This window comes from Zobellia barbeyronii, from assembly GCF_018603515.1.
Taxonomy (GTDB): Bacteria; Bacteroidota; Bacteroidia; order Flavobacteriales; family Flavobacteriaceae; genus Zobellia; species Zobellia barbeyronii.
The window spans coordinates 260,772-280,629 of sequence record NZ_JACATN010000001.1 but is presented as its reverse complement, the minus strand read 5'-3'; the positions used below and the strand labels follow the sequence as shown (position 1 = coordinate 280,629).

General features: G+C 37.0%; 18 protein-coding genes and 1 tRNA gene. 9 read left to right on the top strand and 10 right to left on the bottom strand.

The genetic code is table 11. From position 1 onward, the window contains the following. Positions 1–69: 69 nt before the first annotated feature. Positions 70–1,089 (top strand): N-acetylmuramoyl-L-alanine amidase family protein, encoded by a 1,020-nt coding sequence (locus HW347_RS01165; RefSeq protein WP_225901791.1) that lies wholly within the window; start codon positions 70–72, stop codon positions 1,087–1,089. Here the strand turns inward: HW347_RS01165 and HW347_RS01160 are convergent. The 8 genes from HW347_RS01160 to HW347_RS01125 form a co-directional block, all read right to left on the bottom strand. Beyond that, positions 1,086–1,790 carry a TIGR04283 family arsenosugar biosynthesis glycosyltransferase gene (locus HW347_RS01160; protein ID WP_214610128.1) on the bottom strand — a complete coding sequence of 235 codons (705 nt, stop codon included), beginning with the start codon at positions 1,788–1,790 and terminating at the stop codon, positions 1,086–1,088. The genes HW347_RS01165 and HW347_RS01160 overlap by 4 nt on opposite strands. Further along, positions 1,777–2,547 carry a DUF547 domain-containing protein gene (locus HW347_RS01155; RefSeq protein ID WP_225901790.1) on the bottom strand — a complete coding sequence of 257 codons (771 nt, stop codon included), beginning with the start codon at positions 2,545–2,547 and terminating at the stop codon, positions 1,777–1,779. The genes HW347_RS01160 and HW347_RS01155 overlap by 14 nt, the downstream gene beginning before the upstream one ends. Positions 2,548–2,637: 90 nt before the next feature. Beyond that, positions 2,638–3,453: a purine-nucleoside phosphorylase gene (locus HW347_RS01150; protein WP_214610127.1), complete on the bottom strand. Its 816-nt coding sequence runs from the start codon at positions 3,451–3,453 to the stop codon at positions 2,638–2,640. Continuing rightward, positions 3,450–4,127 (bottom strand): TIGR04282 family arsenosugar biosynthesis glycosyltransferase, encoded by a 678-nt coding sequence (locus tag HW347_RS01145; protein WP_225901789.1) that lies wholly within the window; start codon positions 4,125–4,127, stop codon positions 3,450–3,452. The genes HW347_RS01150 and HW347_RS01145 overlap by 4 nt, the downstream gene beginning before the upstream one ends. Positions 4,128–4,192: 65 nt before the next feature. Then, entirely contained in the window at positions 4,193–4,690 is a 498-nt protein-coding gene (locus HW347_RS01140) for a rhodanese-like domain-containing protein (protein WP_214610126.1), read from the bottom strand. 67 nt (positions 4,691–4,757) lie between these two features. Further along, on the bottom strand, positions 4,758–6,062 hold the full coding sequence (locus HW347_RS01135) for an ADP-ribosylglycohydrolase family protein (protein ID WP_214610125.1): 1,305 nt from the start codon (positions 6,060–6,062) through the stop codon (positions 4,758–4,760). Further along, positions 6,059–7,033, bottom strand: coding sequence for a phosphotransferase (locus HW347_RS01130; RefSeq protein WP_214610124.1), 975 nt, complete (start codon positions 7,031–7,033; stop codon positions 6,059–6,061). Before HW347_RS01130 ends, HW347_RS01135 begins: the two co-directional genes overlap by 4 nt. A gap of 65 nt (positions 7,034–7,098) precedes the next feature. Then, a tRNA-Phe gene (locus tag HW347_RS01125) sits at positions 7,099–7,171 on the bottom strand. Between the two features lie 102 nt (positions 7,172–7,273). Between HW347_RS01125 and HW347_RS01120 the strand changes: the two genes are divergently transcribed. The 7 genes from HW347_RS01120 to HW347_RS01090 all read left to right on the top strand — a co-directional run bounded on the left by HW347_RS01120 (position 7,274) and on the right by HW347_RS01090 (position 15,188). Continuing rightward, a complete protein-coding gene (locus HW347_RS01120) occupies positions 7,274–8,002 on the top strand; it encodes a type III pantothenate kinase (protein ID WP_214610123.1) in 729 nt (242 codons plus the stop codon). Beyond that, complete coding sequence (locus HW347_RS01115) at positions 8,002–9,288, top strand: hypothetical protein (protein WP_214610122.1); 1,287 nt, start codon at positions 8,002–8,004, stop codon at positions 9,286–9,288. The genes HW347_RS01120 and HW347_RS01115 overlap by 1 nt, the downstream gene beginning before the upstream one ends. A 240-nt stretch (positions 9,289–9,528) precedes the next feature. Continuing rightward, a complete protein-coding gene (locus tag HW347_RS01110) occupies positions 9,529–10,902 on the top strand; it encodes a tetratricopeptide repeat protein (protein WP_225901788.1) in 1,374 nt (457 codons plus the stop codon). 4 nt (positions 10,903–10,906) lie between these two features. Next, complete coding sequence (gene lptC, locus HW347_RS01105; protein WP_214610121.1) at positions 10,907–11,515, top strand: LPS export ABC transporter periplasmic protein LptC; 609 nt, start codon at positions 10,907–10,909, stop codon at positions 11,513–11,515. Next, the gene (locus HW347_RS01100) at positions 11,508–11,711 is read left to right on the top strand and encodes a hypothetical protein (RefSeq protein ID WP_214610120.1); all 204 of its coding nucleotides are present in this window, start codon (positions 11,508–11,510) and stop codon (positions 11,709–11,711) included. The genes lptC and HW347_RS01100 overlap by 8 nt, the downstream gene beginning before the upstream one ends. A gap of 62 nt (positions 11,712–11,773) precedes the next feature. Continuing rightward, the gene (locus tag HW347_RS01095) at positions 11,774–13,003 is read left to right on the top strand and encodes a hemolysin family protein (RefSeq protein WP_394370270.1); all 1,230 of its coding nucleotides are present in this window, start codon (positions 11,774–11,776) and stop codon (positions 13,001–13,003) included. Between the two features lie 70 nt (positions 13,004–13,073). Beyond that, positions 13,074–15,188, top strand: coding sequence for a peptidylprolyl isomerase (locus HW347_RS01090; RefSeq protein ID WP_214610118.1), 2,115 nt, complete (start codon positions 13,074–13,076; stop codon positions 15,186–15,188). Between the two features lie 56 nt (positions 15,189–15,244). On the opposite strand, the gene HW347_RS01085 is transcribed toward HW347_RS01090, so the two are convergent. Further along, positions 15,245–16,159 (bottom strand): GYDIA family GHMP kinase, encoded by a 915-nt coding sequence (locus HW347_RS01085; protein WP_214610117.1) that lies wholly within the window; start codon positions 16,157–16,159, stop codon positions 15,245–15,247. After that, positions 16,156–17,478: a hydroxymethylglutaryl-CoA reductase, degradative gene (locus HW347_RS01080; protein ID WP_214610116.1), complete on the bottom strand. Its 1,323-nt coding sequence runs from the start codon at positions 17,476–17,478 to the stop codon at positions 16,156–16,158. Before HW347_RS01080 ends, HW347_RS01085 begins: the two co-directional genes overlap by 4 nt. Before the next feature lie 154 nt (positions 17,479–17,632). On the opposite strand from HW347_RS01080, the gene HW347_RS01075 reads away from it, so the two are divergent. Then, positions 17,633–19,810 (top strand): S9 family peptidase, encoded by a 2,178-nt coding sequence (locus HW347_RS01075; RefSeq protein ID WP_214610115.1) that lies wholly within the window; start codon positions 17,633–17,635, stop codon positions 19,808–19,810. Positions 19,811–19,858 lie beyond the last annotated feature (48 nt).

Below are 19,858 nucleotides of genomic sequence, written 5' to 3'. Positions count from 1 at the left end.
TGATAAAGTTGATTAATGAATTATAGTTTTTCTTATCGTTTTAAGGTGCTAGGCCTCTTAGTTTTTTTTATGGGTTTCACTGTGTCGTCCTTTTCACAGGATACGATACAGACTGTTGTTGCCCAAAAAGGTGATGGTATACTTTCTTTATTGAGAAAACAAGGTGTAAATCCTTATGATCATTATGATGATTTTATTTCATTGAATATTGAAAATCTACGAGATAGCATTCACCTGTATGCAGGTAGAACTTACCGCATTCCATCTGCAGACCTTGATACGGTAGCTATTGTAGACACTATCCAAAGTAAAACCAAAGAAATCAAAAAAATAGAAGGGAAGGTCTATCCTATTTTTGGTAAAGATTATGAAACAGTCCTTCCAAAAAGTAAATTATTGAAAGGGGCGGTCTATTACTTGGTTTCCGGACATGGTGGTCCAGATCCTGGTGCCATGGCCACATATGGAGGTAAATCTATTGCGGAAGATGAGTATGCTTATGATATCACATTACGTCTAGCCAGAGAGCTATTAGCTCATGGAGCAGAAGTGTATATTATAATTAGAGATGAGAATGACGGGATTAGGGATGAGCGTATCTTGGAGATTGATCATGATGAGGTTGCCTATCCTAATAAAACCATTCCTTTAAATCAGGTAGCTCGTTTAAGGCAACGTGTAGATATTGTAAATAGTTTATACAAGAAAAATAGAGGTAAGTTCCAACGCCTAATTGTTACTCATATAGACAGCCGTAGTGTGGGGCAGAATATAGATGTGTTTTTCTATCATCATGAGAAGAGTAGAAACGGTAAGAAACTGGCCGAAAGCATACATAAAACCTTCCAAAAGAAATACAAAAAGTATCAACCTAATCGGACATATTCAGGAACTTTTGAAGATAGGACTTCTTTGTATCTTGTAAAAAAGACACACCCAGCAATGACTTTTATTGAAGTGGGGAATATTAAAAATAAGAAAGATCAAAGGCGTATTCTTGATCCAGAAAACCGACAAGCTTTAGCAAAATGGATTAGCGAAGGGGTACTGCTAGACCATAAATTAGGAGAAATAGGGCCTATTCGTTAAACTGAAATCTTCCGCTTGTAATAATCGTACAGTTGATCTGGACCAGCACCCAAGTAATTTTTTAAATGCATTATTCCAAAGTGATATTGCAGTTTTACCATACCTCTTTCTTGATACCTTCTTGCTGATGTTTTTACGTGTCGCGGTAAGATTTTAAAGAATGTACTTTTATATAATCTACCAATAAATTCATTGTCTTCATAGACCACATAAGCTTCATTAAAACCACCTGAGCTATTAAAGAGTTCTTTTGTAATGAACAAAGATTGATCGCCGCCTCTGCATATTTGATGATTTACCCGCGTAAACCAAGCAAAAAAGCTTAGAAAGATACTATTGCTGTCAAATTTCATTTGAAAACAACCAGTTTCAAAACCGTCTTCTACAGCGTCTTTCACAGATTGGTCAAAATTATGAGGAGGCAAGGTATCTGCATGTAAAAAATAAAGAATAGCTCCCTTCGCATTTTTGGCTCCATAATTCAGTTGTTTTGCCCTGCCTTTTGCAGAATGTATAACTCTTGCGCCATGATGTTCTGCTATAGCCGCAGTGTTATCTGCACTTCCACCATCTACAATCAATATTTCTTTGATGTTTTCTGGGGAGCTGTTCGCGGTTAGATAATTGATTGTTTGAGCAATACCTTTGGCCTCATTCAATACCGGAATAACAATACTTATTTGGAGTCTATTTTTTTTCATTTAAACTCCAGTCGTATGTAACATATTTAATGTCGGCCTTCGGGTCTATGTCTTTTTGGCTATAAGTTTTGATATAGTCTATAAGGCTGCCGTTTTCCGTAAAATCTTTCTTATACCATTTAAAAATGTTGGAAAGCTGTAATTTTTCTTTGGAAATAATATTTCGGGTAGGATCGTTTACAAAGTCTTCCGAGGCTTGTTGCAATTGGTCTTCAATTTTTTCTGAAGTATAGGCTTCGTTCAATAGCTTCGGACAGGAGAAAGATGCGCAGTTTATGGCAAAATGAATACGAGGCTCGTTCATTTTACGAAGAATTTTGTGCTCTATATCTCCTAAAGAAAAGGTTTCGCTACCAATTCTTACCCATTCTTTGCCCCAAGGGTCTTTAATGTCTTTAATACTTTTAGTAGGGTAGTTGTTTAAAATTAATTGAACCGTTGCAGCATTGTAAAGATTAATATAGTAGGCTAGAGCTTCTTCTTTAGACCATATATCAGACGGACTTGTGTTTCCTAAATACTCTAAATAGGAGGTAAGTGCTGCCTGGTCATTGTTGAAGCCTTTATAGTCAACATTACCTATGTTGTCTACATATTTTTTTAAAAGGGAGTTCCATGCGGTGTGGTCTAAAACCTCACTTTGAGAAGTGCCTGAGAATTCATATTGAGGCATTTCTTTGCCTCCAAAGAAAGAAAAAAGCCCAGCTAAAGAAAAAATAGATAAAACTGTCATTTGAGCCATTAGTTTAAATTGCATAGCGTGTAATTTCTAATAATAAGTAGTGCTTACTTGCAAAAACTTACATTGGAGGTTATAGCAATTTTGCTGGAGACCTCATTATTTGCGCTAGAGCGTCTTTATTAATTCTCTAAATAGTTTAACCATTTTTGGTTCTGCTGCTTCAGCGGTTTTGAGAATCTGTTGTATGTCAGCCGGCTTTAAATTGTCTGGATTACATTCATCTGTAATAACAGAAACCGCTATGATTGGAAGGTTAAGGTGGTTTGCTACAATAACTTCTGGCACTGTGCTCATTCCAACAGCGTCTGCGCCAATTATTTTAAGCATGCGGTATTCTGCCTTGGTTTCTAGTTGCGGCCCCACTACAGATGCGTATACTCCTTTGTGTAAGGTTATATTTTCTTTTTCGGCAATACTTGTCAAAGCTTTGCACATGGGTACATCGTACGGTTCTGACATATCCGTGAAACGGGAGCCAAATTGCCCAACACCTTTAAATGCTAATGGGGATCCGCCCTGAAGGTTAATGTGGTCTTCAATTAGCATTAAATCACCTTCCTTGTAATCTAAATTGATGGCGCCGGCAGCGTTTGAAATAAACAATTTTTTAATACCTAATTCATGCATTACCCGAATAGGGTAAGTAATATCCATAAAGTCATAACCTTCATAAAGATGAAAACGCCCTTGCATAACTACAGTCTTTTTGCCTTCTAAAGTGCCATAAATTAGCATTCCGGAGTGAAATTCTACGGTTGCTAGCGGGAAGAATGGAATATGGTTGTAGTGTGCTTCAATCGCGTCTTCTATCTGATTCGCCAGTTTGCCTAAGCCAGTGCCAAGTACAATTCCAATTTCAGGATTATCAAATCCTTTACTTTGCAAGTAGGCTACGGATTCGTTCAATTGTTTTCTTATCATGCTTTAATATGTTTTAAATAAGGCTCAAAAGCTTTAATGTCTTTAATATCTTCGTAGATATCCACATCGTTTCGTTCCTCTAAAATATGATGTTTTTCGTTTTTTAAATCTTCTAATGTGTTGGTTAGAACAGTATCATTACCCCAATTTTTATTAGAAAAGAGCTCCGGTTTAAAACTGTTCATGCCTAAAAGGTAATATCCTCCATCTTCCGCGGGTCCTACAACAAAATTGTTTTTCTTTAATTCCGAAAAAGCGTTTTGTAAGTCATTTTGGTCTAGGTCGTACATATCACTACCTATCACAATAATCCGTTCAAATCCTGAAGCAAACCCGTCTTGAAAAGCTTTTGCCATGCGAACACCTAAATTCGGGCCATGCTGAAGTCTCTTGTCAAATATGCTTGAACTCCAAATGTCATCTTCCCAAATCTCCTCTGAATACCAAACTTGTTTAGCGGCATTTAGATTTTCTGTGATGTTTGCAGTATGGTCAAGTAAAAATTTATAGATATCCAAAGCTACTTCGTTACCAACGGTAGCTGCTAACCTGGTTTTACATTTACCTAATTGCGGATTCCGTGTAAAGATGAGCAGTAGGTTCTTAGATGCCACATTAGTATAGTTTACCGTAGCGGCGTCTTTCTGTTTTTCTTGCGGAGATATGATACTCAAATGATAGTGATTTTATTGATTTATGATTTATTGAAAAGGAAATTCTGTAAAAAATATTAGACGTTTTATTTGTCGTAAACTTTCTCTCCGCTAGTAAGTAGTTTTCCCCAATGTTTATTAAAGGCATGTATCTTTTCGGTAGTGTTTCCTATAGAATCATATACCGGAAGCCCTTCGTTCTTCCATTCAAAAATACCTCCATATAGATTTTTGACATTGGTATAGCCAGCCTCTTCTAATTCTTCTCCAATATTTTCAGAACGTACGCCTATAGAACAGTAAACGACTATTTCACTGTTTTTATTTTGAACTTTTTGTAGAACAGAATCCAATTGAAAGGTGTCATAGCCTACCCAAATAGCATTTTCTAGGTGGCTAACATCATATTCCTTTTTCTCACGGGCATCCAACAAAATACGGTTTTCGGTCTTTTCAAGTGCTTCAACGTGAATGTAATCAACTGATTCTTTGTTGAGTTTTCTCAGGGTCTTATCTATCTTGCTTTGAGAAAAAGAAGTAGAAGCTATCAAAAAAAATAAGAGGGTACTTAATATAGTTTTCATGAGAATTTAACTTGTAGTACAATAACAAATATACTATTAAAATGATCTGAGCTTTGTTAAGTAAAGGCTAAGGGAGTTCAAAGTCTATGTACTTTTTTTCAACCATTTCGCGCGCTAGTGCCTCAAGATCAATGCCCATATTTTCTTTGTTTACTTTCAGAGCTTGGGTGCGCAGCGCCACAGGTAGATTGGAATAACCGTCTTTAGCGCCTAATATCATACCTGCTACCGCTGCAACTGTGTCATTGTCACGACCGTAGTTCACTATAAATTGCATGGTTTGTTCAAAATCGCCTTCGCCATACTGCAGGGCGGTAATCAGAATTTGCCAGATTTCCCCAGAGTGAAAGGGAATAGCTTTTTCATGCTCTTCTAAAAATTGATAAGCCATTTCTTGACGCGTCCAGTCTTTTTGATTTCCTTGAAATCCTTTGGGAACTTTAAAAATAATGCTGTCTTGAACCGTTAAGGTATCAGTTAAGGCGAGTTGCTTTAAAGCGAGTATTTTTTTAACGGAGGCATCTGCCATGTCATATGAAATGCGGCCTACCAACCTGCTATCTTGATAACCCAGTGGGTCTACAAAAGTTGCAGTGTTAATAATAGAATCCATGTTCGTGGTGCGAAGCGCCATATGCGTCATAGCTGAAACCAAAGCAGAAATATCTTTAGCATATCCCAAGTCGAACAAAGTGTGCTCGTAAGCAAGTTCATAGGCGCTTTCAGGGGTGTTACTAACCAATCCTAGCATAGGTGTGTACAATTGCCCTGCACAAGACATTTCGCCGCCGTAAAAGCGATTCATGGCTTTTAGGTAAGTATCAGTATCTTTTTGATAGGCCATACTTACGCGGGCCCATTCTTTGATCCAGTCTATTTTCTCAATTTGGGTATCTAAGAAATCGGTATCGGGTACGGAACCGCTATCGCTTATGGTTTTTGTTAGCGACCCATAGTATTCGGTAATAAACTTAGCAAAGTTAGAGGCGTTGAGGTTTTCCTTGTTTTGAGATAGGTACTTTACCATTGCATATTTCCAACGGGTATCATCAGTGGTAGCGCCAGCAATTAAGTTATGACCCCAAGTGCCTTCAGGAGATTGTTGGCGAACGGCAGGGGTTAATGTTGTAATATATCTATATTTAAGTTGAATGTCTTTTCGGGACCACATTTCTGTAGAAGCGCCCATGGCATCGCCAATGGCAGAACCTACAAGCGCACCCAGAACCTTGTCATAATAGACTTCTTCTGAAAGGCGTAAGGTGTCTGAGGTATATGTAGTTTTCTTTGGAGCGGGTATGTTTATAGAGGTAGTATTCTCTTTGCAACCAATGGATAAGAGAATTAGAAAGAAGCCTATTAACTGTTTCATGAAGCCAAAATGAGTTTACGCGCTTTTTTTAAAAGCTTGCTTTTTTCTTTCAAGGAACGTTCTAGGGGTAATTGCGCTAGTCCAATTAGTCGTCTCATAATCTCAATACCTGCCACTTGAGACATCAATTTTAAATCGGCATCACCTTGGTAAGCGGTATGAATACGTTTTAAATAGCCTTTCTTGCCTGTGGCAATAATAATATGCGCGGCCATAACACCTAAATCAAATTCAGGAAAACCTACAAAACCAAATTCTGGATCTATTATGTAAAGATTATCTGCTTCGGTCATCCAGCTGCCAGGGTAATAATCGCCATGTAGCAAGGTGTTTCCGGGTGATAAGTATTTTTTTCCAACCTTTTTTACTACTTTTTTTATCTTCTTGTCTTTTTTAAACTGAAGTGAAAGTTCTTGAAGGCCAGGTTGTATGTCATCTAATTGAAATCCGTTGTCTTCTAAAAAAGGAAGCTCAAAAACGTGTTGGTGATTAAGTTGGCGCATTTCCATGTTCTCTGGAAAACTGCTAGGAGCTTCTTTTCTATGAATAAGGCCTAGAATAAAAATAAGTCGGTCTAACTGCCCGTTTGATATATTCTGTTTGCCATAGATGTAGGTCATGTCTTCACAATGTCCTAAGTCTTCTAGCAACAATAGATTTTCGGCGGCATCAAAACCAATAATTTTTGGAACATGTGCATGAACAGCATTGTCTCTAACCGCTTGATAGAATTTTTTTTCTACTGCAATCCGGTCCAAAGGCGCTTTGATCTGCTGATACTTTTGTACATATGGGCGCGATTGCTTTAAGATAAAAGAGCGTTGGTCCGTTATAACGCGGAGTACCACGTTCATATTTCCATCACCTGGTTTTTCTACAGCAGTTATTTTTTCTGACGTATGTAGCCATTCTTTAGATTGTAGATAATTCTGAAGATCTTCTAGAGGGGTGTTGGTGTCTATTGCAGTCAAAACAGTTGTTTTATGCAATATAAGTCCAAAAACAAAAAAATCCTTACGTGAGTAAGGATTTTTTGTGGTGCCTCCAGGAATCGAACCAGGGACACATGGATTTTCAGTCCATTGCTCTACCAACTGAGCTAAGGCACCATGCCCGTTTGCGGGGTGCAAATATAATTTCAATTTTATGATATGCAAACAAAAATCGAAAAAAAGATGTTTTTTAGGTAACATTTTTTGATCTTTGCATCTATGAACTTAGTAATTGATGCTGGTAATACTTGTGTGAAACTAGCGGTGTTTGAGGGAGATATCCTCATATTCCGGCAGAATTCAGACGTGCAAAACGTAGCTCGAGAAATAAAAGAAATTTGTGACCATTATCCCAAAATAAAACGCGGAATCATAGCTTCAGTTGGAAATTTAGACCGAAAAGTGATGTCAGTGTTGACTGTTTTCTGCGAAGTTCACGAATTAACATCCTCAAGCAAAACCCCTTTTAAGAACTCATATGCAACTCCACAATCTTTGGGTGTTGATCGTATTGCTTTGGCAACTGCGGCCTTTTATCATAATCCAAAAGGCAATAGTTTAGTCATTGATGCTGGTACTTGCGTTACTTATGATGTAGTAAACGACTATGGAGAGTATTTAGGTGGAGCTATTTCACCCGGTTTGCATATGCGTTATAAGGCATTGCACGAACAAACTTCAAAATTACCGTTATTAAAGCCCAAAGAATTAATAGACTATATCGGAAACTCTACAGAAACCAGTATTCATAGTGGGGTAGTGAATGGCATATGTCAAGAAATAGACGGTGTAATAGATCAATACAAATCTCGTTTTGCAGATTTAACAGTTATTTTAACAGGTGGTGACATGCTATTTTTGTCTAAACGGTTAAAAAATACCATATTTGCGGACTCCAAATTTCTCCTAGTAGGATTAAATTATCTGTTGGAATACAACAAACGCTAATGATCAGAAAAATATTTTTTGCCATAATTTGCCTTTTTGCAACGGGTATGTACGCTCAAGATGGTTCAGTTTCCCCATATTCATATTTTGGTTTAGGAGAGTTAAGAAGCGGTTCTACTGCGGAAAACCAAATGATGGGTGGGATAGGAATGTATGCCGATAGTATTCATGTTAACCTCAAAAATCCAGCTGCTTATGGTGGGTTGGGGATTCAAGGTCGTGATGATTTTGGTATAACCACATATACTGCTGGTCTGTCTTACAAACAAACTAGTTTAAAGAGTTATACGGAGAGTCAGACTACTGCGGTTACCAACTTAGATTATCTTTCCATAGGCTTAAGTATTAAAAAGGGTCTTGGTGTAGGTTTTGGTATTCTGCCGTATTCTTCTGTGGGATATAATTTTGAAAATTTAATAGGAACCGAAGGTTCTAGAGAAATAAATCAATACTCTGGAGACGGTGGCGTAAACAAGGTTTACATGTCTGTTGGGTATGAGTTTGCCAAGGATTTTAGTTTTGGTGTTACGGCAAATTATAATTTCGGAAGAATAGAGACACTTAAGGTTCAAAGTAATGAAGGTGTGTTGTTGGGTTCTAAAGATGAGAGAGTCTCAAGAATAAACGGTGTAGATTTTAATTATGCGCTTAGTTATTCTCCTGCAATAGATGAGAGTCACACTTTATTTACATCTGTACGTGTAAATACTCAAGCCAATCTTACGGCAAGAAATACACAGAGAATAGGTTCTTTTATAGGAAGCCCTACTCAAGAACGTTTTGTAAGTGAGGTAGACTTAGCTGCCCAGGGTAGAGAGGATACAGGAATAACTATACCTACGACGACTACGTTGGGTGTAGGTTACGGTAAAGATATGCAGTGGTTCGTAGGTGTAGAGTATAGCTTTCAAAAGCTTACCGATTTCTCGAACGACTTTTTAGAAATAGATAATTTGGTTTACAAAGACGCCAGTACATTGGCATTGGGTGGTTTTTATACTCCTGAGAGAAATTCTTTTGGAAGTTACTTTAAGAGAGTGACTTACAGGGCTGGTGTGCGATTAGAGAAGACCGGAATGTATGTTAACGAGAAAGACATAAACAATTTTGGCATAACTTTTGGATTGGGTCTACCGTTGGGTAACAATCTCTCAAATCTTAACTTAGGTTTTGAAGTTGGAAAAAAAGGGACTACAGCCGCAGATTTAATAGAAGAGAGTTACTTTAAAGTTAACCTAGGATTGTCTTTAAGTGATCAGTGGTTTAGAAAAAGAAAGATAAACTAAGATTATAAAAATACCTGAGGCTTTATTAGGGTTTAAGCGATAAACTAAAGGATTATTGAATAAATTCGTAAAAAAAATCTCGAAAAGGCATTTTCTATATTTCTCTTAGAGCTCTTGATAAAAAATTAGTACATTACCCAACCAAAAATTAGAACATAATAACGAGCCATATTGACTCTGGACACTAACCACGATTTTGATTGGCAATTTGTAATTTGAAAAACAAGTAAAAATTAAGAAATGAAAACAAAACTTTACTTCACGGCGATTATGCTTTTAGGGTTTATGGGAGTAAGTCATGCCCAAGCTCAAAATCAAGAATGTATGACCAACTTATCTATATATGTTGAGCATGCAAAAGTTAAAAATTATGAGGCCGCATATACGCCTTGGAAAATGGTCTATGATAACTGTCCAGATATTAACCGGGCGAATTTTATCTACGGAGAAAAAATATTGGAAGACAAAATAGAAAAGTCTTCTGGTGCTGACAAAGATGGTTACATAAAAGATATGTTGGCTTTGTATGATAATAGCGCAAAGTATTTTCCAAAAAAATATTCTCCAGCTGTAGTTGGTATCGATAAAGCGTTGTTTTTGTATGATAACAAAATGGCGTCTGATGGTGAATTGTATGACATGTTAGGTTCTGCTTTTGAGAACGATCCTAAAAACTTTAAGAATCCAAAAGCTTTATACTTATACTTTTCAAGTTTAGTAGACTTACATAAAGGTGGTAAAAAAGATTTGCAAGAAGTTTTTGATGTTTACGATAACGTAAATGATAAAATAGAGGAAGAGAATAAAAAACTTACTGGAGTAATTACACAATTACTTCCTAAAGATTCTACAGGTACAATCACTTCTAAAGAAAAAAGAAGTTTAAAAATTGCAACTACAAACTCTGAATCTTACGGTAAGATTGCAGGTAGTGTAGACTCTAAGCTTGGTGCTTTAGCAGATTGTAGTAACCTTATTCCTTTGTATGAGAAAAGTTATGAAGAGAAAAAAGGAGATGTTACTTGGGTAAAAAGAGCGGTAGGAAGAATGTTCAACAAAGAATGTACAGATGATCCTTTGTTCCAGAAGTTGTTTGAAGCTCAATTAGCTTTAGACCCTTCAGCAAGTGCTTACGTTTATGGTGGTACTTTAAAAATGAAAAACGGAGATACTAAAGGAGCCCTTGCGGATTTTGACAAGGCAATGAGTTTAGAAACCGATTCATATAAAAAATCTGATATTGCTTATAAAGTAGCAGTTATCAATAAAAGAAAAGGTAGTAAGTCTACAGCTAGAAAGTATGCTCAAATGGCTATTAGCGCTAACAAAGCAAACGGTAAAGCTTATTTATTAATAGCAAACCTTTACGCTACAAGTGCTAACGATTGTGGTAGTACTCCTTTTGAAAAGAGAGCTATCTATTGGAAAGCCGCAGATATGGCTCGTCAGGCTGGTCGTGTAGATCCTGCTGTTAAGGGAGCTGCTAATCAATCTGCTGCTAGTTACGCTGCAAAAGCACCGTCTAAAACAGATATTTTCAACTCAGGTATGGCTGGTAAAACAGTAACTTTTAGTTGTTGGGTTGGTGGTAGCATAAAAGTACCGAACTTATAGAAAGATGATTTCATCTTACGGATATAGTCTTAAAAGTATTGCCATGGTTTTCACCATGGCAATACTTTTTTTTTCGTGTCAGGACAACTATAAAAGGTCTGGACAGGAAAAAGCGCCTTTAGTATACCCTATGGGGATTGCTGAAAATTTTACGGCAACATATACTGAGGCCAGAGAGATGCTAGAGAGTGAGGACTCTACCTCTACAAGGGTCATAGCGGTGTTGACAAGCCCTTTAAACGAAGATTATAATAATTTAGAGTTTCCCTATCGTACCTTTCCAAATGGGCTGTTGGTTCATTATTTTAATGAAACAGGGGAGAAGAGTATCATTAAGGCTGATTATGGTATTATTTATTCTGCCACAAATGTGATAGATTTACAAGGGAATGTAGTTATTGAAAGCCACGACGGAAAGAAACTAGAGACCCCACAATTATTTTGGGATCAAGATGATAACTGGATTTTTACTCAAGAAAAGTTTAAATTTACGAACCCTGAAGATGGGACTATTATGGATGGTGAAGGAATGGATTTCAATAGAGATTTAAGTTTTTTCAATGCCCATAAAACTTATGGTCTAATGACTATTAAAGAAGAATCGAATGACTAGAATTTTAAAATATACCGAATATTTATACGTGGCTGTTGCCTTTTTTTCGTTGTATAGAATTTTTACTGACTGGAATACGGATAGACAATCTTCCTATTTGTTTATTTTCTTCGCGGCAGTTTCAATAGGAATGTTCTTTTTTAGAAGAAACTACAGGAAGAAGTTTGAACAGCATAAACAAGATAATCAACAATAATTGTGGAAATACCCATTTTAATTATTGTTTTGTCCCTGCTGTTTTCAGCTTTTTTTTCAGGGATGGAGATTGCATTTATCTCTGCCAATAAAATACACATAGAAATAGAGAAGAAACAAGAAGGTCTTTTGGCCAAGGTGTTGACGCGTCTAACTAAAAAACCATCTAAGTTCATTGCTACAATGCTTATTGGGAATAATATTGCCTTGGTAATATATGGTCTTTTCATGGGGGATCTTCTCATGGAATGGTTTCAGGGCATGGTGCCTACCAATAGTGAGTTTCTTAATCTTATCTTGGGAGATTTTAGTTTGGTGACGCAAACTGTTATATCTACGCTTGTTATACTTTTTACAGCAGAATTTCTTCCTAAAGTACTTTTTCAGATTTATTCTAATGTTCTACTTAAGTTTTTAGCGGTACCGGCTTATCTTTTTTACCTTCTTTTTTCGGTAATTTCGGACTTCATCATTTGGGTGTCGGATGCAATTCTAAAAGCTTTCTTTAAGACCGAAGGAGACGAAGTTCAACTTGCGTTTAGTAAAATAGAATTAGGAGACTACATTACGGAACAAATGGAGGCCGTAGAAGAAGAGGATGATGTTGATTCTGAAATCCAAATTTTTCAAAATGCTTTGGAATTTGCTGCAGTAAAGGCGCGTGAGGTAATGGTCCCTAGAACAGAAATCATGGCTGTAGAGCTTGATGAGAGCCCTAAAAACTTAGCTAAATTATTTACGGAAACAGGGTATTCAAAAATCCTAGTTTATAAAGACACGATAGATAATATTATAGGTTATGTACATTCTTATGAGCTTTTTAAAAAGCCAAAGACTATAAAAAGTATTCTTTTACCCGTAGAATTTGTACCTGAAACGATGCTAATTCAGGATATTCTAAATGTTTTGACAAAAAAGCGAAAGAGTATTTCTGTGGTTTTAGATGAGTATGGTGGTACGTCTGGTATCATGACAGTAGAGGATATTGTGGAAGAACTCTTTGGTGAGATTGAAGACGAGCATGATACTACGGATTTAATTGAAGAACAGTTAGAGGATAATACCTATAAATTTTCTGCTCGTTTAGAAGTAGATTATTTAAACGAGGTGTATAAGTTGGAGCTTCCTAAAAGTGAAGAGTATGAGACACTTGGAGGAATGATTGTGAATGGAACAGGTGAAATTCCTGAACAAGATTCAGAAATACAAGTAGAAAATTTCCTATTTAAAATAATTGAAGTCTCAAATACGAAAATCGATTTAGTGTCAATGCAAATCATTGATAAAGAATAGTTTTTCAATCCTTTTATAAATTGAAGGAAAAATGGTAATTTCGCACACTGATTAAACAAAAACCTAATTAATGGCAATTTTAGAAAACATAAGAAAACGGACCACCGTTCTAATACTTATTATAGGCTTGGCCCTTTTCGCATTTGTTATTTCCGGCGTATTTACCAACGGAGATGTTAACGGTAAAGTAGGCTCTAGTATAGCTGAAATTAATGGTGAGGAGATTTCCATAGATGCGTTTCGCCAGAAGGTGGATGTAGCTTCAAGAAGATCTGCTAATGCATCTACGATGCAAACAGTAAATCAGGTATACGATCAAGAAGTTCGTAACGCGGTTTTAGGACAGCAGTTTGCAGATTTAGGTGTTGATATAGAGCAAGATCAAATTTTGAACTATATAAGTACAATACCTTCTTATTCTCAGAGTCCACAATTTCAGAATGAAAGTGGTGTTTTTGATCAAAACAAGTTCAGAAATTTCGTAGCTGAACTTAAGATGAACAATCCTGAGCAATACAACCTTTGGTTGCAAGATGAGCAGGCAATTGTTCAGAGTGCTAAACAGCAAACATATTTTAACTTAATAAAAGCTGGTGTTGGCGCAACTTTAAAGGAAGGTGAACTAGACTATAAATTAGCAAACGATAAAATAGACATCAAGTATGTTCGTATTCCGTTTACTTCTATAGCAGATAGTACTATCTCAGTTTCTAAAAGTGAAATCCAAACGTACATTAATAATCATAAAGAAGATTTCAAGCAAGAACCTGCTAGAGATATTCAATTCGTTTATTTCCAAGAGAAAGCTTCAGCTGCAGATGAGTCTGCCGTAAAAGGGGCTATCACTAAATTGATGGACAATACAGTAGAGTACAATGCTCAGACTGATAAGAATGATACTATTGCTGGTTTCAAAACTGCTACCAACATGATGGCATTTTTAGATCGTAATTCAGATATTAAGTTTGATACTATCTACAAGTCTAAAAAACAATTGCCTGCTAAGTTTGCAGATACGTTAATGACGTTGCAAGTTGGTGAAATGTTCGGTCCATACAGAGACGGAGATTTCTTCAAGGTTTCTAAGATGATGGATAGAAAACCTAACGGTTCTGTAAAGGCTAGCCACATTCTTGTTGCTTACACTGGGGCTGAACGAGCAAATCCGGATGTAACAAGAACTAAAGAAGAAGCTGAGGCTGAAGCTAAGCGTTTACTTAAAGAAGCTAAAAAGAAAGATGCCAAGTTCGTAGAATTGGCACGTGATAATTCTGATGGTCCTTCTGCACCAAATGGAGGTGATTTAGGTTATTTCCAAGAAGGTAGAATGGTACCTGCTTTTAACGACTTTGCTTTTGCTAATAAAGTTGGAACAGTTGGTATGGTTGAAACTGATTTTGGTTTTCACATCATAAATATTGATGATAAAGAAGATGTGGTTCAAATAGCTACTTTAGCTCGTGAGATCGAACCATCTGAAGAAACAACTAACAAGTTGTTTACAGATGCTACTAAGTTTGAAATGGAGTCTATTGAATCTAGCAAGGCATTTTCAGATTTAGCAAAAGAAAATGAATATTTGGTTCGCCCTGTGAACAAAATAAAAGCAACTGATGAAAACTTACCAGGTCTTTCTGCACAAAGAAATATTGTACAGTGGGCATTTCAAGAAGACGTTAAGGTTGGTGATATCAAACGTTTTGACTTAGCAGGCGGTTACGCTGTAGCTCAGTTAACTAAGACGTACCAAAAAGGTCTTATGTCTGTTGAAGATGCTTCTGCACTTGTTCTTCCTAAGCTTAGAAAAGAACGTAAGGCAGCACAGATCATCGCTGCTAATAAAGGAAAGTCTATAGAGGATCTTGCAAAAGATAATAATGTAAGTGCATCTACGGCATCTGCTTTAACCGTGAAATCTCCAACTATTCCGGGAGCTGGTTCTGAGCCTGCTATTGTAGGTACTGCCTTTGCAATGAAAGATGGTGCTACTTCTGACCTTATTGAAGGTAATACAGGAGTTTATAAGTTAACGGTTACCAAGAAGACGGAAGCTCCAAAATTGGATAACTATAGCATGTATGCTACCTCTGTAAAAAGCTCACGTGAGTCAAGAGTTAATACTGCGGTTTACGATGCATTAAAAGAAGCTTCTGTAATTGAAGATAAAAGAGGTTCTTTCTATTAAGAAATAACTTTACAGGATATAAGAAAAAAGAGCCTTTCATATGAAAGGCTCTTTTTTTATAGTACCATTTCTAGATAAGGTATGATAGTATTGTAGCCTTTTTTTGCAAAGTAGTCTGGTGTATGTTTATTTCCTGTAGCTAGAACAAAATCTCCTCCCCAAGCACCTAAACTCTTAATTATTCCCGGATAGTCAGGAAAAAGTTGTTGTTTAATGGTCTTGGTTTGTAGTATTTGGGCTAAAAGCATTTCGTGGCGTTCCATTAAAGTTTCAAAAGTGGCTAAGTCTTCGCTTTTATATATCTCTAATGTTAGTCTTGTGATGCTTTCCGTAAGCCTGTGAGCGTCGAATTCCATTTTACGGTATTGGGCAATGCCTTCTCTGCTGTTTTGTTTTTTATCAAGGTGAATAAAGAAAAGAGATTCTTTGAATTTAGGATTAAAAGTTATCGGAGTTACCGTTGGAATTTTATCTTTTACTTGATAAAGAATGGGACTATCGTTTTGAGCGCATGCAATGTCATAACCACTTCCCGAAAAAGCATTCCATAAAAGTTGGAATGCATCTACTTCCGCCCATTGGGCAATGTTGTTTATGAATGTTGATGAAGAGCCCAATCCCCAATCTCGAGGAAAATCTAGTTTGGTCTCAACTTTGAAACCTTCTGTACCAGATAAAAATTTAGGATTAAGTTTTTTTGCTTCCCTTAGGATGTTGCAAAGCACACCCTCTACAGATTCTTCTGAGGTTTCTTTTTTTACTTCTAGTATTTTGTGAATGTGTAGAGTGGTCTTAAACCAAGTTGTTCCTTCGTTATCCAGGCTTTTCCAATCCAGTTTTCCGGTTTGGTTAGTGGCTATTTTAAGTGATTGACCATATTTTGTGGGTACAGCAAGACCTGTGGCGCCATCTAGTATTGCGTATTCGCCAGTTAGAAGTAGTTTTCCGTTGCTGTAGAATTCTTTTGTCATTTGCTGTTCCTGAGCTTTTCAAAAGCTTCTACTACCGCACTGTGGGTGGCAGGATGCTTTTTAAAATGATGGGTCAAGATTTTCTTTTCTTCATCCGTAGCTCCCAATTGGTTTAAAATGTTCAAAAGGTGCATTTTCATATGCCCTTCTTGAATGCCTGTGGTGACCAAGGAACGGACAGCAGCAAAGTTTTGTGCCAATCCGGCAACGGCAACAATCTGCATTAACTCTTTTGCTGATGGTTTTCCTAATAATTCCATTGCCAGTTTTACAAGAGGATGAAGACTTGTAAGTCCGCCTATGGTACCAAGTGCCATGGGAAGCTCAATCCAAAATCTGAAAATACCGTTTTCTATAGAAGCGTGCGTTAAGCTGGTGTATTGCCCATCTTTGGCTGCATACGCATGTATTCCAGCTTCTACGGCTCTAAAATCGTTCCCTGTGGCCAATACAACGGCATCTATACCGTTCATAATACCTTTGTTGTGAGTAACGGCTCTATGGGGTTCAACCTGCGCTATATTCACTGCTTGCACCATTTTTTCTGCAAACTCTTGTGATGTTTCTGTGTTTCCGTTTTTCAATTCTGTTACGGGGCAGCTTACTTCGGCACGGACTAGGCAGTTGGGAACATAATTAGATAGAATGCTCATCACAACTTCAATAGCCTTTTCGTCTTCTGTAAAAAGAGAAAATAACTGTGCCTCGGCTTTAAAAGTCTTGGCAAACTGTTCCAGACATGAATTTATAAAGTTGGCACCCATGGCATCAAGTGTCTCAAAGGTGCAATGCAATTGGTAATAGTTGTCTAGAGCATCTGTTTTGTCACGAAGTTCTATGTTGTTGACTCCGCCACCTCGTTTCTCCATGTTTTTGGTAATGGAAGAGGCGTCAGAAAGAAGTTTGGAGCGTACTTGTTCAAAGAATGAAGTAAGATGCTCCTTACTGCCATGGTACATAAAATGTACTTGTCCTATTTTTTCAGTACCCAGAACCTCGGTTTTGAATCCTCCTTTGTCCAGCCAAAATTTGGCTGCTTTACTTGCGGCAGCAACTACAGAACTTTCTTCTATGGCCATGGGTATGGCGTAAAGTTTATCGTTTATTAAAAAGTTGGGAGCTATACCAAGAGGTAGGTAATAATTGGTTATAGTATTTTCTATAAACTCATCATGCAATTGCTGCACGTCTTCGTTCACGTTCCAGTACCTTTCTAATAGTATTTTTGCTGCTTCTGGATCGGCTGTGTAGTTAGTCGTTAGCCAATCTATTTTTTGATTTTTGGTCAGTTTTGAAAATCCCTCTATGGGCTTGGTCATAGCATTTGGTTTCGGTCAGTAAAGATAATGATAATCGTTTATACGTAAGATTGAGATAAAGTGCGATAAAACAAGGGATTTTTATGATTTAAAGTTTATTTCTTTGTAAAATAATCACTAAACTTGGGCGATTTAAACCTTTTTATAACATTCTATGCGGAAAATAGTTTTAAGCGTCTCTTTTGTCTTCGTCTTTTTGGCGTTTTCTTATGCACAAAAGAAGCAAGTAACAGTAGAGGCAGTCTATGGTGGTGAGTTTTCGATTGAAAGACTTGATGCCCTAAGATCCATGAAAAATGGTAAGCAATATACCATCTTAAATAGGGGTGAAAACGGAGCCACTACAATTGATAAGTTTGATTATAGCACTCAGAAAAAAGTGGAAACTATTGTTAGCTCAGCAGATTTACCGGAAATTAATAGTTTCAGTGCTTATCAGTTCAGCGATGATGAATCCCAAATATTATTAGCTACCGAATTAGAGCCTATATTTAGACGTTCTACACTCGGTATTTTTTATGTATTCGATTTAAAAACAAAAAAACTTACAAAGGTTTCTGAAAATAAGATTCAAGAGCCTAGACTTGCGCCCGATGGAACAAAAGTTGCTTATGTAGCCGAGAATAATCTATATCTGTTTGATTTGACTTCTGGTGATACCAAGCAACTAACGACGGACGGAGAGAAGAATAAAATCATTAACGGTGTTACAGACTGGGTATACGAAGAAGAGTTTGCTTTTGTTCGTGCTTTTGATTGGAATGCTAACGGAACTAAAATTGCCTTCTTGCGTTTTGATGAAACTGATGTTCCCGAATTTTCTATGGATGTTTTTGGAACGGATTTATATCCAACTCAGGAAACGTTCAAATATCCTAAAGCTGGTGAGGCCAATGCTAAGGTAAGTTTACATATGTATGATGTAAAGGTGGGTAGTACTGCCTCAGTTGATTTAAACGATGCCTATTATATTCCGCGAATAAAGTGGATGAACAACTCAAACTATCTTAGTGTTCAGACCCTCAATAGACATCAAAACGATTTAAAGTTGTACTCTGTAGATGCAAAAAGTAATATGGCATCTGTACTTCTTGAAGAGAAAGACAAGGCGTATATTGATATTACAGATAACCTTACCTTCTTAGAAGACGATAGCTTTATATGGACAAGTGAAAAGGATGGTTATAACCATATTTATCTTCGCGACCAAGATGGTAATCTTATTACGCAAATAACAAAAGGCCCTTGGGAAGTAACTCAGTACTACGGTTACGACCAGAACGAAGACAAAGTATATTACCAATCTACCGAAAATGGTTCAATTAACCGTGGTGTTTATAGTATTGAGAGTAGCGGAGAGAATAAAAAAGCTTTGGTAGCAGACGAAGGAACCAATGCTGCAGATTTTAGTGCAGATTTCACCTACTTCATTCATACGTATTCAAATTCCAAAACCCCTCCTGCTTACATGTTGCATAAAGCGCTTAACGGTAAAAAGGTAAAGGAGATAAAGAACAATAATGCCTTAATTGAAAAGCTGAAGGGTTATGAACTGAGCGAAAAAGAGTTTTCTACCATCACCATAAATGGCAATGAGCTAAATATGTATATGGTGAAGCCTAAAGATTTTGACGCCTCAAAGAAATACCCTTTGTTAATGTACCAATACAGCGGCCCAGGTTCACAGAGTGTATCCAATAGTTGGTTGGATGCTCGAGATTTCTGGCATCAACAATTAGCTTCTCAAGGTTATGTGGTTGCCTGTGTGGATGGTAGAGGAACAGGTTTTAAAGGTGCTGATTTTAAAAAATCAACATATTTGAACCTAGTTAAGTATGAAACTGAAGACCAAATTTCGGCGGGTAAAGAACTAAGTAAATTACCTTTTATAGACGAAAACAGAACTGGTATTTGGGGCTGGAGCTTTGGTGGGCATATGGCTACTAACTGTATCCTTAAAGGGAATGAAGTTTTTGAAACCTCTATTGCGGTGGCACCTGTTACAACTTGGCGTTTTTATGATACCATTTATACCGAACGTTTTTTACGTACACCAGAAGAAAATCCTGCAGGTTATGATGAGAACTCTCCACTTAACTATCCTGAAATGTTGAAAGGTGATTACTTGTTGGTTCACGGTTCCGGTGATGATAATGTGCATGTTCAGAATTCAATGCGAATGATAGAAGCATTGGTACAGGCTAACAAACAATTTGATTGGGCTATTTACCCTGATAAAAACCACGGGATTTATGGAGGCAATACTCGTGTGCACCTTTTTAATAAAATGACAAATTTCTTAGGCGAGCACCTTCTGCAGCCAAAAAAGTAAACGTCCAAAACAACAAAGATTAGTGAAGGAAGTTCTTGGAAACAAGAA

Bases quoted from the DNA above. Each gene is read 5' to 3' on its own strand.
- HW347_RS01135 (WP_214610125.1), bottom strand. From the start codon at position 6,062: ATGAAACAGTTAATAGGCTTCTTTCTAATTCTCTTATCCATTGGTTGC.
- HW347_RS01165 (WP_225901791.1), top strand. From the start codon at position 70: ATGGGTTTCACTGTGTCGTCCTTTTCACAGGATACGATACAGACTGTT.
- HW347_RS01115 (WP_214610122.1), top strand. From the start codon at position 8,002: ATGATCAGAAAAATATTTTTTGCCATAATTTGCCTTTTTGCAACGGGT.
- HW347_RS01110 (WP_225901788.1), top strand. From the start codon at position 9,529: ATGAAAACAAAACTTTACTTCACGGCGATTATGCTTTTAGGGTTTATG.
- HW347_RS01080 (WP_214610116.1), bottom strand. From the start codon at position 17,478: ATGACCAAGCCCATAGAGGGATTTTCAAAACTGACCAAAAATCAAAAA.
- HW347_RS01100 (WP_214610120.1), top strand. From the start codon at position 11,508: ATGACTAGAATTTTAAAATATACCGAATATTTATACGTGGCTGTTGCC.
- HW347_RS01155 (WP_225901790.1), bottom strand. From the start codon at position 2,547: ATGCAATTTAAACTAATGGCTCAAATGACAGTTTTATCTATTTTTTCT.
- HW347_RS01085 (WP_214610117.1), bottom strand. From the start codon at position 16,159: ATGACAAAAGAATTCTACAGCAACGGAAAACTACTTCTAACTGGCGAA.
- HW347_RS01140 (WP_214610126.1), bottom strand. From the start codon at position 4,690: ATGAAAACTATATTAAGTACCCTCTTATTTTTTTTGATAGCTTCTACT.
- HW347_RS01075 (WP_214610115.1), top strand. From the start codon at position 17,633: ATGCGGAAAATAGTTTTAAGCGTCTCTTTTGTCTTCGTCTTTTTGGCG.
- HW347_RS01150 (WP_214610127.1), bottom strand. From the start codon at position 3,453: ATGATAAGAAAACAATTGAACGAATCCGTAGCCTACTTGCAAAGTAAA.
- HW347_RS01095 (WP_394370270.1), top strand. From the start codon at position 11,774: ATGGAGATTGCATTTATCTCTGCCAATAAAATACACATAGAAATAGAG.
- HW347_RS01160 (WP_214610128.1), bottom strand. From the start codon at position 1,790: ATGAAAAAAAATAGACTCCAAATAAGTATTGTTATTCCGGTATTGAAT.
- lptC (WP_214610121.1), top strand. From the start codon at position 10,907: ATGATTTCATCTTACGGATATAGTCTTAAAAGTATTGCCATGGTTTTC.
- HW347_RS01120 (WP_214610123.1), top strand. From the start codon at position 7,274: ATGAACTTAGTAATTGATGCTGGTAATACTTGTGTGAAACTAGCGGTG.
- HW347_RS01090 (WP_214610118.1), top strand. From the start codon at position 13,074: ATGGCAATTTTAGAAAACATAAGAAAACGGACCACCGTTCTAATACTT.